At 69.5% G+C, this 12,894-nt stretch carries 10 protein-coding genes; 1 reads left to right on the top strand and 9 read right to left on the bottom strand.

Annotated elements, in window-relative coordinates:
• Positions 1-57 precede the first annotated feature (57 nt).
• The 6 genes from ACWD4G_RS03130 to ACWD4G_RS03105 all read right to left on the bottom strand — a co-directional run bounded on the left by ACWD4G_RS03130 (position 58) and on the right by ACWD4G_RS03105 (position 6,040).
• Entirely contained in the window at positions 58-1,725 is a 1,668-nt protein-coding gene (locus tag ACWD4G_RS03130; RefSeq protein ID WP_451290415.1) for a beta-N-acetylhexosaminidase, read from the bottom strand.
• A 4-nt stretch (positions 1,726-1,729) separates the two neighbouring features.
• Positions 1,730-2,572 carry a carbohydrate ABC transporter permease gene (locus ACWD4G_RS03125; RefSeq protein ID WP_451290413.1) on the bottom strand — a complete coding sequence of 281 codons (843 nt, stop codon included), beginning with the start codon at positions 2,570-2,572 and terminating at the stop codon, positions 1,730-1,732.
• Between the two features lie 14 nt (positions 2,573-2,586).
• Positions 2,587-3,570: a carbohydrate ABC transporter permease gene (locus ACWD4G_RS03120; RefSeq protein ID WP_451290411.1), complete on the bottom strand. Its 984-nt coding sequence runs from the start codon at positions 3,568-3,570 to the stop codon at positions 2,587-2,589.
• The gene (locus ACWD4G_RS03115) at positions 3,567-4,868 is read right to left on the bottom strand and encodes an extracellular solute-binding protein (protein ID WP_451290409.1); all 1,302 of its coding nucleotides are present in this window, start codon (positions 4,866-4,868) and stop codon (positions 3,567-3,569) included. The genes ACWD4G_RS03120 and ACWD4G_RS03115 overlap by 4 nt, the downstream gene beginning before the upstream one ends.
• A gap of 294 nt (positions 4,869-5,162) precedes the next feature.
• Positions 5,163-5,441, bottom strand: coding sequence for a DUF3039 domain-containing protein (locus ACWD4G_RS03110; protein WP_451290408.1), 279 nt, complete (start codon positions 5,439-5,441; stop codon positions 5,163-5,165).
• A 29-nt stretch (positions 5,442-5,470) separates the two neighbouring features.
• Entirely contained in the window at positions 5,471-6,040 is a 570-nt protein-coding gene (locus ACWD4G_RS03105) for a YqgE/AlgH family protein (protein WP_451290755.1), read from the bottom strand.
• A 308-nt stretch (positions 6,041-6,348) separates the two neighbouring features.
• On the opposite strand from ACWD4G_RS03105, the gene murA reads away from it, so the two are divergent.
• The gene (murA, locus tag ACWD4G_RS03100; RefSeq protein ID WP_451290407.1) at positions 6,349-7,695 is read left to right on the top strand and encodes a UDP-N-acetylglucosamine 1-carboxyvinyltransferase; all 1,347 of its coding nucleotides are present in this window, start codon (positions 6,349-6,351) and stop codon (positions 7,693-7,695) included.
• A 191-nt stretch (positions 7,696-7,886) separates the two neighbouring features.
• Here the strand turns inward: murA and ACWD4G_RS03095 are convergent, their stop codons facing one another.
• From ACWD4G_RS03095 to ACWD4G_RS03085, 3 genes are all read right to left on the bottom strand, one after another.
• Complete coding sequence (locus tag ACWD4G_RS03095; protein WP_004000874.1) at positions 7,887-8,168, bottom strand: HU family DNA-binding protein; 282 nt, start codon at positions 8,166-8,168, stop codon at positions 7,887-7,889.
• A 416-nt stretch (positions 8,169-8,584) separates the two neighbouring features.
• Complete coding sequence (locus tag ACWD4G_RS03090; RefSeq protein WP_451290406.1) at positions 8,585-9,997, bottom strand: malic enzyme-like NAD(P)-binding protein; 1,413 nt, start codon at positions 9,995-9,997, stop codon at positions 8,585-8,587.
• Between the two features lie 519 nt (positions 9,998-10,516).
• Positions 10,517-12,817 (bottom strand): HelD family protein, encoded by a 2,301-nt coding sequence (locus ACWD4G_RS03085; protein WP_451290405.1) that lies wholly within the window; start codon positions 12,815-12,817, stop codon positions 10,517-10,519.
• Between the last annotated feature and the right edge of the window lie 77 nt (positions 12,818-12,894).

Here is a 12,894-nt window from a genome sequence, read left to right as displayed (position 1 = left end):
TGTTGTTCCCCTGGGGCCCGTAGCGCGGGGCGTGCGCCCGGAGGGCCGCCGGGCACCTCACACGTTCGGGGGCGGACCCTCCATGGGGCGCCCGAGAACACCCGGCCGCCGCTGCCACGGGCGCGGTCCGCCGGGCGGCCGATAACCGACCCCCAGGGCGTCGAGTCGCCCGTAGTGGGCCGTCATCCGGCGCTCGAAGTCGGCGAAGTCCCGTTCGGCGGGGGCCAAAAGCTCGCTCCAGGCCACCTCGGCGAAGGCCGCGAGCCGGGGAAACGCCTGGTAGTCCACGCGCGCGGGGTTCTCCATCACCTCGGTCCACACATTGGCCTGGGCGCCCAGGACGTGCCGCGCCTCGTCCGGCGTCAACTCCGGTGGAACCGGCTCGAAGCGAAAGACATCCTCCAGGGTGCGCACGTACCCGATCGGCACCGGCTCGTCGGGGCCGCCGTCCTGACGGTGGTCCAGATACACCTGCTGCTCCGGGCACATGACCACGTCGTGGCCCGCGCGGGCCGCCGTGATGCCGCCCGCGTAGCCGCGCCAGGACGACACGGCGGCCCCCGGCGCGAGGCCGCCCTGAAGGATCTCGTCCCATCCGATCAGGCGACGCCCGCGCGCCGTCAGCCAGTTGTCGAAGTGCCGGATGAACCACGACTGCAAATCGTCCTCGTCCGCCAGCCCCAGCTCCGCGATCCGCGCCTGCGCGGTGGCCGACTCCCGCCACTGGTCCTTGGCACATTCGTCGCCGCCGATGTGCACAAAACCCGAGAACGGGCCCGCGTCGGCCGGAAACAGCTCCAGGACTTCCTCCAGCACCCCCTCGTAGAAGCGCAGGGTGTTGTCAGTGGGGGCGAGTACGTTTTTGGAGATGCCCCAGGTGTCCCAGACGGCGAGGGAGGTCGTGTCGATGACATCGGTGTTGCCGAGTTCCGGATACGCGGCGATGGCGGCCTGGCTGTGTCCCGGGATGTCGATCTCGGGGATGACGCTGATATGCCGCTCGGCGGCGTAGGCGACGATCTCGCGGATGTCGTCGCGCGTGTAGTGGCCGCCGTGCGGCTTCTCCTCCCAGAGGGGTGACGCGCGATGGCCGAATTTCGTACGCGCCCGCCAGGAACCGATCTCCGTGAGCCGGGGGTACTTCTCGATCTCGACGCGCCAGCCCTGGTCGTCGGTCAAGTGGAAGTGGAGGACGTTGAGTTTGTGCGCCGCCATCAGATCGAGATAGCGCAGCACCTGGTCCTTGGGGAGGAAGTGCCGGGCTACGTCGAGCATGAGGCCGCGCCAGGGGAAGCGGGGGGCGTCTTCGACGATCTGGTGGGGGATTCCGTACGTGGTCCCCGGCCGCACGGGAGCACGCCGGAACGCGTCGGGTCCGAGGAGTTGGCGCAGCGTCTGGGCGCCCCAGAAGACACCGACCGCGCTGCCGCCCCGGATCTCGACGCCCCAGTTCGCGACGACGCCGAGCCTGTACGCCTCCGGCTCCAGGCTCTCGTCGAGCCGCAGCCATACGGTGTCCCGGGCGTCCTCGGGCCCCGGCCGCAGGGGCAGTCCGAGGGCGGCGCCGAGGGTGGAGCGCAGCCAGCGCTCCGTGGTCCCGGTGCCCGGCGCCGCCCACAGCGTGGTGCTCTCGCCCAGCAGCACCCCGCAGCGCGAGGGCCCCTCGACCGACCGGGGCGCCGGGATCAGATCCGTCTCCGACACGCCTTTCGCCACCTCTCTCATCACGTCAGTCCTTGACCGCGCCGCCCAGTCCGGAGACCAGTCGTCGCTGTACGAGTACGAAGAAGACCAGCACCGGAATGGTCATCACGGTGGACGCCGCCATCACGCCGCCCCAGTCCGGTTCTTCGGGCTTGTAGAACACCAACAGGGCCATCGGCAGGGTCGATTGGGAGGTGTCGCTGATGATGAACGACTTGGCGAACAGGAAGTCGTTCCAGGCCGAGATGAAGGAGAACACACTGGTCGCCACCAACCCCGGGAAGACCAGCGGGAAAAGGATCTGCCACAGGAATCGCGAACGGCTCGCCCCGTCGAGGTAAGCGGCCTCCTCCAGGGCCTCCGGTACGGCCTTCACAAAGCCCCTCAGCATCCAGATCGCGAAGGGCAGCGAGAAGGCGATGTGCGGCAGGATCAGCGACCCCAGGGTGTTCAGCTGCCCGAAGTCCCGCATCAGGAAGAACAAAGGGATGGTCAGCGCCTCCACGGGCACCATCTGGGCGATCAGAAACATGATCAGCAAGGTGGTCCGGAAACGGAAGCGGAATCGCGCGACCGCCGTCGCCGCGAGAAACGCGATCAGCGCGGAGACGACCACCACCGTGCAGGCGACGACCAGGCTGTTGACGAAGTAGCGGCCGAATTCCTGCTGCCCGAAGACCCGCCGGAAGGAATCCAGCGTCGGCGCGAGCGTCCAGGGCCGGGGCTCGCCGGACTCGATCTCCCCCGCCGGTTTGAAGGCGCTCAGCACCATCCAGTACAGGGGAAACGACACGACGACCGCGATGACCAGCGCGGACGCCTCGGCGGCGAGCCGCCAGGGCCGCCGTACCCAGCGCACGGCACTCATTGACCGCACCGAATTCACAGCTCCTCCCCCTGCCTGCGGAGCAGCCGCAAATAGACCAGGGTGATCACCAGCAGAATCAGCAGCATCACCACACCGATCGCCGAACCGAGGCTGTACTGCGAGGAGGCGAAGGCCTTCTGATAGGCGTACACGTTCAGTACGAGGTTCTGCCGGGCGATACCGCCGCCGTTCGTCATCACATAGATCTGCGTGAAGATCTTGAAGTCCCAGATGATCGACTGAATGGTGACGACGACGAGGATCGGCCGCAGCATCGGCGCCAGCACCGACCGCCAGATCCGCCACTGCGAGGCCCCGTCCAGCGCGGCCGCCTCCAGCACCTCCCCCGGTACGGCCCGGATGCCCGCGTACACCGTCACCATCACGAAGGGGAAGGAGCACCACACCACTTCGAGCAGCACCAGGAGGAACGCGCTGTACCGCCCGTACGTCCACGAGTGGTCCCCCAGCCCGAGGACCCGGTTGACGGGCCCGAAGTCCGGGTCGAAGAGCAGCAGCCAGACGGTGGACCCAGTGACGGCCGGGGTCGCCCAGGCCCCGAGCGCCGCCAGCATCAGCACGAGCCGGGGCAGAGCCCGTACACGCGTCAACAGCACGGCCAGCGCACACCCGACGGCCATCGTCGACACCACACACACCGCCGCGAACACCACGGTGTCCAGCAGCACCCGCCAGAACTCGGGGTCCGAGAAGAGCGCGCTGTAGTTGCCGAACCCCTGGAAGCGGGTCGGCTGCCCGCCACTGACCTGGGCCTGCGTGTACTCCAGGAACGAGATCAGGCCGAGTTGATAGATGGGATAGACGAGCAGCCCGCCGAGGACGAGGAGGGCGGGGGCGAGATATAGCCACGGGGTCCAGCCATTAAAGGGGCGCGGGGCCGTGTTGGATTTGCGGCTACCGCCGCGTGGGCGCGACCAGCCACGACGGGCCGGCAGCCGCCCACGCTCCCCCACTCCCACCCCGCTGGACGCTGTCATCCGACGGTGCCGAACGCCTCGTTCATCCGAGCCGCCGCGTCCTCGGACGCCGCAGCCACACCCTTCTTCCCGCTGACGACCTCCTGGAACATCGTCGGCAGCACCAGCGACGCGTCGATCTGGGCCCACGCCGGCGACACGGGCACGAACTTCGTCCCCGACGACAGCGTCTTCACGAACGGCTCGATGAACGGCTCCTTCTTCGCCGCCTCGGCCCGTACGTCGGTGTACGTCGGCAGGAAGCCCATCGCGTCGAAGAGTTCGCCCTGCGTCCGCTTCGAGGCGAGCCGCTTCATCAGGTCGACGGCGAGGGTGCGATGGGTCGTGCTGTTCAGTACGCCGATGTTGTTGCCGCCCGCGAACGCCGGTGCCACCGAGCCGGACTCGACCCCCGGCAGCGGTACGACGGCGTACTTGCCCTTGACCTCGCCCGCCTCCACGGCGGCGTGGCTGAAGTCACCGCCGATCGCCATGCCCGCCTTGCCCGAGGCGAACGCCGTGACGGTGTCGTTGCCGCCCATGCCGGCGCACTTGGCGGCGGGGCAGTTGTCGTCGCCGAAGAGCGAGGTGTAGGCCGTGATGCCCTTCTGGGCGGCGGCGCTGTCGATGGCCGCCGTGTACGAGCCGCCCTTGCCCTCGGCTATCTCGCCGCCATTGGCCCAGACGAACGGCATCGCGCCGTAGGTGTAGGCGCCGCCGACGACGAGGCCGTACAGGTCCGGCTCGGCGGCCCGGATCTGCTTGGCGGTGGTGGTCAACTCCGCCATGGACGTGGGGGGTTCGAGGCCGAGTTCCTCGAAGACGTCGGTGCGGTAGTACAGCGCGCGGACGCCGACGAAGAAGGGGGCGCCGTAGATCTTGCCGTCGACGGTCACGGAGGTCTTGGCGGTCGGGTCGGAGTCCTTGGACTCGGACCACTCGTTGAACTCCTGGGTGACGTCGGCGAGTCCGCCGTCCTTGACGTAGCCGGCGGTGTCGGTGTTGCCGTACTCGATGACGTCGGGGGCGCTCTTGGGGTCGTTGAAGGCGGCCTTGATGCGCTGGGCGCGCGTTTCGACGGGGATGTACTCGACCTTCACCTTCGCGCCGTCGTGCGCCTTCTCGAAGGCGGAGACCACCTTGTCGACGACCTTCGCCTTCGGCTCGTTGCTCACCTCCTGGAAGAGCCAGACCCGAAGCGTGCCGGTCTTCTCGTCCTCCTTCGCGGAGGAGTTGTCGGAGGTCGAGGGGGCGCAGGCGGTGAGGCCGGCGAGGGCCAGGGCGGCGATGGGGGCGACGAGTCTGGCGGCGAGCTTCATTGAGAGATGTCCTCCGGACGGGGGCGTTGCACTGGCTGCAACGGGGGTTCTGCTCTCTACAACACACGGAGGCTAGGGAGTTGATGAAGGGGCCCACAAGAGGTCTCAACCACCTTGTGACAACGGGACGCATGGTTGGTCGACGCGACAGAGCTCGGGGCCGAAGGTTTCATGGCGACTGCGGGTGATTCGTGGTTGCTCGCGCCTCGCGGCGGCGGACGTGGCACCCAGCGTCAGGACACAACAAAACCGCGGTACCCACCCCACAGGCACCGCGGTCATGCTCAGCGGCGGCTACTTCTTGCCGTTGTCGTCGTCGCCGCCCGCGCCCAGGGATTCGAAGATCTCCTTGCACATGGGGCACACGGGGTACTTCTTCGGGTCGCGGCCCGGGACCCACACCTTGCCGCACAACGCCACGACGGGCGTGCCGTCGAGCGCGCTCGCCATGATCTTGTCCTTCTGGACATAGTGGGCGAAGCGCTCATGGTCACCATCGCCGTGCGACACCTGTGGTGTCGGCTCTACGAGGGTCCCCGTACCAGTACCGCGCTCGGGCTCAAGAGTGCTCATGCCGCCAAGGGTACTGAAGCCCACGGGCATCAGTTGAGCGAAGGGTCGTCCGGGTACGTGGCCACCATCGCGAGTTCGCTGCGCTGGCGGCGCAGGACCTCCCGCCAGAGGCGTTCCGGGGAGGGCGAGGACACGTCCCCCGGCTCCGACTCCACGACGTACCAGGCGCCCTCCGTCAGTTCGTCCTCCAATTGGCCGGGGCCCCAGCCCGCGTACCCGGCGAAGATCCTCAGCGACCCCAACGCCGAAGCGAGCAGCTCCGGTGGGGCCTCCAGGTCGACGAGGCCGATCGCGCCGTGGACGCGGCGCCAGCCGAGGGGCGCCCGGTCGCCGTTGCCGCCCGGTATGACGGCGACGCCGAGCGCGGAGTCCAGGGAGACCGGGCCGCCCTGGAAGACCACGCCGGGTTCACCGGCGAGCGCGGCCCAGCCCTCCAGGATGTCGCCGACGTCCACCGGGGTGGGGCGGTTGAGCACCACCCCGAGGGAGCCCTTCTCGTCGTGGTCGAGGAGGAGCACCACAGCGCGGTCGAAGTTCGGGTCCGCCAGGGCGGGAGTGGCCACGAGCAGCCGCCCTGTGAGCGAGGACACCTCGGTCATGCCAGACATGATCCCGCATCCTGCCCGTCTCGGGGGAGCCAATCCCGGTAGCCGGATGAACGCAGGCCACGGCACAGGGAAGCAGAGGGGGCGTACGGTCCGGCCGGTGACCCCATGTGGCCGGCCGCGGACGGTTCGTGTTGTGGCAAACCCATGACCTGGCTGAGAAGTACTTGGGCTTACGGAAGGGGGGTGGGCGGCGATTACGCTAGCTCTCCGGCTCTCCGCGACGGCCCCCGCACAACGGGTCTGCCGCGCGGGCCCCCACGCCGAAAACCCTCTGCCCAACTCCACGGAACGCGAGATTCATGACCGTCAACGGCTCTGACGACGTACTGCTTGTACACGGCGGCACCCCGCTCAGTGGCGAGATCCGTGTCCGCGGTGCGAAGAACCTCGTACCGAAGGCCATGGTCGCCGCACTGCTCGGCAGTGGTCCCAGCCGGCTGCGCAACGTCCCGGACATCCGCGACGTACGGGTGGTGCGCGGACTGCTCCAGCTGCACGGCGTAACGGTCCGCCCCGGCGAGGAACCGGGCGAGCTGGTGATGGACCCGACGAACGTGGAGAGCGCGAACGTCGCGGACATCGACGCGCACGCCGGTTCGAGCCGTATCCCGATCCTGTTCTGCGGTCCGCTTCTGCACCGCATCGGGCACGCGTTCATCCCCGGTCTCGGCGGCTGTGACATCGGCGGCCGGCCGATCGACTTCCACTTCGAGGTGCTGCGGCAGTTCGGCGCGAAGATCGAGAAGCGGGAGGACGGCCAGTACCTGGAGGCGCCCCGGCGGCTGCGCGGCACCAAGATCCGGCTGCCCTACCCGTCGGTGGGCGCGACCGAGCAGGTGCTGCTGACCGCCGTCCTCGCGGAGGGCGTGACGGAGCTCTCGAACGCGGCGATCGAGCCGGAGATCGAGGACCTCATCTGCGTCCTGCAGAAGATGGGCGCCATCATCGCGATGGACACCGACCGCACGATCCGCATCACCGGTGTGGACTCGCTCGGCGGCTACAACCACAAGGCCCTCCCGGACCGTCTGGAGGCCGCCTCCTGGGCGTCCGCCGCGCTCGCGACCGAGGGCGACATCTACGTCCGCGGCGCCCAGCAGCGCTCGATGATGACGTTCCTGAACACCTACCGGAAGGTGGGCGGTGCCTTCGAGATCGACGACGAGGGCATCCGCTTCTGGCACCCCGGCGGCCAGCTGAAGTCGATCGCCCTGGAGACGGACGTCCACCCCGGTTTCCAGACCGACTGGCAGCAGCCCCTCGTCGTCGCGCTCACCCAGGCCACGGGCCTGTCGATCATCCACGAGACGGTCTACGAGTCCCGCCTCGGCTTCACCTCCGCCCTGAACCAGATGGGCGCCCACATCCAGCTCTACCGCGAGTGCCTCGGCGGCTCCGACTGCCGCTTCGGCCAGCGCAACTTCCTGCACTCGGCGGTCGTCTCCGGCCCCACCCGCCTCCAGGGCGCCGACCTGGTCATCCCCGACCTCCGAGGCGGCTTCTCGTACCTCATCGCGGCCCTCGCGGCCCAGGGCACCTCCCGGGTCCACGGCATCGACCTCATCAACCGCGGCTACGAGAACTTCATGGAAAAGCTCATGGAGCTGGGCGCGAAGGTGGAACTCCCGGCCAAGGCACTCGGCTAGAGCTCCTCCCCTGGGACAAGCAAGGGGCGCAGCCCCTGCTTGTCCCAGGGGCGCGGGGAACTGCGCGACCAGCCACAACGAACCCGCAGCCGCACGCCTACGACGATGGGGGCGGCCCCTGGACCCCAGGTGCCGCCCCCATCAGGCGTACTACGCGCCGTACACCATCCCCTAAGGGATAGACGGCAAGGTCACTTGCCCTTAGCGGCTTCCTTGAGCTTGCTGCCCGCCGAGACCTTCACGCTGTAGCCGGCCGGGATCTGGATGGGGTCGCCGGTCTGCGGGTTGCGCGCGGTGCGGGCGGCGCGGTGCGTGCGCTCGAAGGTCAGGAAGCCGGGGATGGTGACCTTCTCGTCGCCCTTGGAGACGATGTCGCCGACGACCTCGGCGAACGCGGCCAGAACGGCGTCGGCGTCCTTGCGGGTCACCTCGGCGCGGTCGGCCAGCGCGGCCACCAGCTCACTGCGGTTCATGTTGTTACTCCCGTGTTCTTCTTGCCGTTGAGGCGTGCCACGCGGCGGAGGCCGCATGTGGGGCTCAGCCGAGCCGATGCTGCCAGGGTCCGTGGTGTGTCCCCGGAGCCGGGTCCCATGTCAGACCCTCGCGCCCAGGGACGCATCCTGCACTCACCTGCGGCGGGAAAGCCAATCCGGCACCCGTGGGAGTCACACGAACACCCTTGGGAGTCACACGGAAAGCGCCATGATTTGATCATGATCACGCTTTCCGCCCGCCCCCAGAGCGGACCTGGCCGCCACCCTAGGGCCGCCCCGGAAGCCCGTCTCCCCCGACGCGCCGAAATCGGGGCGGACGTGGCAACGATCACATCCGCGCGTATACGGGGACATCAGCCCGCCGCCCCTCCCGGGCCGTGGTTCTCTACGCCGTTCTACGACGCGGTGGCGGCCTTCGCGGCCTCGCGCACGGCGCCCGCGACGGCACCGGCGACCTTGTCGTTGAAGACGCTCGGGATGATGTAGTTCGGGTTCAGCTCGTCCTCGGTGACGACGTCGGCGAGGGCCTTCGCGGCGGCGAGCATCATCTCGGTGTTGACGGTGCGGGACTGCGCGTCGAGGAGGCCGCGGAAGACACCCGGGAAGACCAGCACGTTGTTGATCTGGTTCGGGAAGTCGGAGCGTCCGGTGGCCACGACGGCGGCCGTCTGACGGGCGATCGCGGGGTCGACCTCGGGGTCGGGGTTCGCGAGCGCGAACACGATCGCGTTGTCGGCCATGGCGGCCACGTCGTCGCCGTCGAGGACGTTCGGCGCGGAGACGCCGATGAAGACGTCGGCCTCGCGCACGGCCTCCTTGAGCGTGCCGGTGAGGCCCTCGGGGTTGGTGTTGTCGGCGATCCAGCGCAGCGGCGAGTCGGCGGCGGCGTCGACGAGGTCGGTGCGGTCGCAGTGGACGACACCGTGGATGTCGGCGACGACGGCGTTCTTCACACCGGCGGCGATGAGCAGCTTGAGGATGGCCGTACCGGCGGCGCCGGCGCCCGACATCACGACCCGGATGTCGCCGATCGCCTTGCCCGCGACGCGAAGCGCGTTGGTGAGGGCGGCGAGTACGACGATGGCGGTGCCGTGCTGGTCGTCGTGGAAGACGGGGATGTCGAGGGCCTCGCGCAGGCGGGCCTCGATCTCGAAGCAGCGGGGCGCGGAGATGTCCTCCAGGTTGATGCCCGCGAAGCCGGGGGCGATGGCCTTGACGATCTCGACGATCGCGTCGGTGTCCTGGGTGTCCAGGCAGAGCGGCCAGGCGTCGATGCCGGCGAACCGCTTGAAGAGGGCCGCCTTGCCCTCCATGACGGGCAGCGCGGCCTTGGGGCCGATGTTGCCGAGGCCCAGTACGGCGGAGCCGTCCGTCACGACCGCAACGGAGTTGCGCTTGATGGTGAGGCGGCGGGCGTCCTCGGGGTTCTCGGCGATCGCCATGCAGACGCGGGCCACGCCGGGCGTGTAGACCATGGAGAGGTCGTCACGGTTGCGGATGGGGTGCTTCGACGCCATCTCGATCTTGCCGCCGAGGTGCATCAGGAACGTCCGGTCGGAGACCTTGCCGAGCGTCACGCCCTCGATCTGGCGCAGCTGCTCGACGATCTCGTCGGCGTGGGCGGTGGAGGTGGCGGCGATGGTGACGTCGATGCGGAGCTTCTCGTGGCCGGAGGCGGTCACGTCGAGGCCGGTCACCGAGCCTCCGTGGGACTCGACGGCCGTGGTGAGCTGGGAGACCGCGGTTCCGCTCGCGGGCACCTCCAGGCGGACCGTCATCGAGTAGGAGACGCTGGGCGCCGTTGCCATGGCCGACTTCCTCTGCTGAGAGCACTTACGTTTGCTGCGTTTTGCCGTCCGATCGTCGCACCTACCGACGAGTAGGCGTTAGCCCGGTGGGGTTGCGGTCGTTTTGTTCTCAATGAAAAGAGGCCCACGTCACAGTCGGCGTGGACCTCTTCTTCCCGCTTGTTCAGTTCGAGTGGCACCGACCCGCCATGCTCGCCTCGCGGCAAGTGGTCGCTCGTAGCGACGAAGGTTGGGCCCGGGGGCTTGGATCGAGCCGGTGCCGTGTTCAAGGTTAACAGGCGCCTTGGAGCTAGGGGAGTTGATGGTGCGTTGGCGGGTGCGGGTGGGTGGGGGTTGCTCGCGCCCAGGCGGCGGAGCCGCAAATGTCACAGCCCCGCGCCCCTGAAAAAGCGGCCTGCGGCCTGCTTTTTCATCCGCCTAATGCCCCCGGGCCCTTATCCGCTCAGGGCCACTGCAGGCTTTTAGGGGCGCGGGGAACTGCGCGACCAGCCACGACGGTGCCGCACCCGACCGGCGAGGTCAGTCGCGGAGGAGGTCGGGGACGCCCGTCGCGTCCGGATCGTCCCGGTCCGCCGAGAGCACCGTCAGCTGCTGCGTCGCCCGCGTCAGGGCCACGTACAGGACCCGCAGGCCCGCCGGGGACTCATCGGCGATCTCCGCCGGGGAGACGACGAGCGTCGCGTCGTACTCCAACCCCTTCGCCTCCAGGCTGCCGAGGGCGACGACCCGGTCGCCGAGGCCGGCCAGCCAGCGGGCGGCCTCCTCGCGGCGGTTCATGGCGACGACGACGCCGACCGTGCCGTCGACGAGGTCCAGCAGGCGCGCGGCCTCCGCCCTGACGGTTCGGGCCAGGGTGTCGCGGCCGGCCGTCATGACGAAGCGGGGTTCGACTCCGGTGGACCGGACCGCCGTCGGGGACTCCGAGCCCGGCATGGCGAGGGCCAGGACCTTGGCGGCCAGTTCCGCGATCTCGGCGGGGTTGCGGTAGTTGACGGTGAGGGTGAAGCGGCGGCGCGGGCGGGTGCCCAGGGCCTCGTCACGGGCCTCGGCCGCCTCGTCGGGGTCGGACCAGGAGGACTGCGCCGGGTCGCCGACGACCGTCCAGGTGGCGTGGCGGCCCCGTCGGCCCACCATCCGCCACTGCATCGGCGTCAGGTCCTGCGCCTCGTCGACGATCACATGGGCGTACTCGGTGCGCTCCTGGGCGAGTCGTTCGGCGCGCTCGCGCTGGGTCTCCTCGCGTACGGGCATCAGCTCCTCCAGGCCCGTGAGCTGGTCCAGCGGGTCCAGGTCGCGCTTCTTCTTCGGGCGGGCCGGCAGGCCGAGGATCGCCTGGAGTTCGTCGAGCATGGCGACGTCGTGGACGGAGAGGCCGTCGCGTTTGAGGGAGCGGGCGACCCGTCGTACCTCGCCGGGGTTGAGGACGCGCCGGGCCCAGCGGCCGAGGCGGCGTTCGTCGGCCATGGCGTCGAGGACCGCGCGGGGCGTCAGCTCGGGCCACCAGGCGTCGAGGAAGGCGATGAAGTCGTCCTCGCTCGTGATGTCCTCGTCGAAGGAGGAGCGGAGTTCGGCGGCGAGTTCGGGGTCGGTGTGGCGGCCCGCCGCGCCGGACCGCGCCCACAGGGCGTCCAGGAGGAGTTTGCGGGCGCGGGGGCGCAGGAGGTTGACCGGGGCGGTACCGCCGAGGGCGTTGTGGCGGATGCGGTTCAGTTCCTCGGCCTGAAGCTCCAGGCGGCGGCCGAAGGCCACGACCCTGAGGCGGGTGGGGGCGTCGCCCAGTTCCAGGGCGCCCCGGGCGGCCTTCCGCAGCACCTTGAGCATGCGGTACGAGCCCTTGGCGCGGGCCACGGACGGGGAGTCGTACAGCGTGGCCTCGGCGCCGTCGACCAGCGAACCGATCGCGCGGATGGCGACCTGGCCCTCCTCGCCGAGGGAGGGGAGGACGCCCTCGGTGTACGCGACCAGCAGCGGGGTCGGGGAGACGATCAGGATGCCGCCCGCGTAGCGGCGCCGGTCCTGGTAGAGGAGGTAGGCGGCGCGGTGCAGGGCGACGGCCGTCTTGCCGGTGCCGGGGCCGCCCTCCACGTACGTCACCGACGCGGCGGGGGCGCGGATGACGAGGTCCTGTTCGGCCTGGATGGAGGCGACGATGTCGCGCATGGTGTGGCCGCGGGCCTGGCCGAGGGCGGCCATGAGGGCACCGTCGCCGATGACGGGCAGTTCCTGGCCGTCGAGGGTGGCCTTCAGCTCGGGTCGCATCAGGTCGTCCTCGACGCCGAGCACCTTGCGGCCCTTGGAGCGGATGACCCGGCGGCGTACGACCCGGCCGGGCTCGACGGGGGTCGAGCGGTAGAAGGGGGCGGCGGCGGGGGCCCGCCAGTCGATGACCAGGGGCGCGTACTCGGAGTCGAGGACACCGATGCGGCCGATGTGCAGGGTCTCGGCGATGTCGGCGGTGTTGTCGGGGCGGACCGCGCCCTCGGCCGGTTCGACGGCGGTGTACGCGCCGTCGGGGCCCTTCTTTCCGTCCTTCCCCAGCAGCAGGTCGATACGGCCGAAGAGGAAGTCCTCGAACTCGTTGTTCAGGCGGTTCAGATGGACGCCCGCGCGGAAGACCTGGGCGTCCCGCTCGGCCAGTGCGCCGGGGGTGCCGACCTGCCCGCGCTTGGCCGCGTCGTTCATCAGGAACTCCGCCTCGTGGATCTTCTCCTCAAGGCGCCGGTAGACCCGGTCCAGATGTTCCTGTTCGACGCCGATCTCCCGCTCACGTACCGAATCGTGAGCTGCGTCGAGCGTGTCCTGTTGAACCTGAGCGGCCACCCGGGCCCCCTTCTGACGTGCTGGGCAGCCGTCAACCGTACGCGAAAAGGACCCCGACAGGCTATGCGCCCGACCGG

The organism is Streptomyces sp. NPDC002643 (genome assembly GCF_053592555.1).
The sequence above is the reverse complement of the archived record's forward strand: the minus strand, read 5'-3'. Positions and strand labels throughout refer to the sequence as shown.

What these genes read in the sequence shown, in the direction of transcription:
- ACWD4G_RS03130 (WP_451290415.1), bottom strand. Translation starts at nt 1,725, where the DNA reads ATGAGAGAGGTGGCGAAAGGCGTGTCGGAGACGGATCTGATCCCGGCG.
- ACWD4G_RS03125 (WP_451290413.1), bottom strand. Translation starts at nt 2,572, where the DNA reads ATGAGTGCCGTGCGCTGGGTACGGCGGCCCTGGCGGCTCGCCGCCGAG.
- ACWD4G_RS03120 (WP_451290411.1), bottom strand. Translation starts at nt 3,570, where the DNA reads ATGACAGCGTCCAGCGGGGTGGGAGTGGGGGAGCGTGGGCGGCTGCCG.
- ACWD4G_RS03115 (WP_451290409.1), bottom strand. Translation starts at nt 4,868, where the DNA reads ATGAAGCTCGCCGCCAGACTCGTCGCCCCCATCGCCGCCCTGGCCCTC.
- ACWD4G_RS03110 (WP_451290408.1), bottom strand. Translation starts at nt 5,441, where the DNA reads ATGAGCACTCTTGAGCCCGAGCGCGGTACTGGTACGGGGACCCTCGTA.
- ACWD4G_RS03105 (WP_451290755.1), bottom strand. Translation starts at nt 6,040, where the DNA reads ATGACCGAGGTGTCCTCGCTCACAGGGCGGCTGCTCGTGGCCACTCCC.
- murA (WP_451290407.1), top strand. Translation starts at nt 6,349, where the DNA reads ATGACCGTCAACGGCTCTGACGACGTACTGCTTGTACACGGCGGCACC.
- ACWD4G_RS03095 (WP_004000874.1), bottom strand. Translation starts at nt 8,168, where the DNA reads ATGAACCGCAGTGAGCTGGTGGCCGCGCTGGCCGACCGCGCCGAGGTG.
- ACWD4G_RS03090 (WP_451290406.1), bottom strand. Translation starts at nt 9,997, where the DNA reads ATGGCAACGGCGCCCAGCGTCTCCTACTCGATGACGGTCCGCCTGGAG.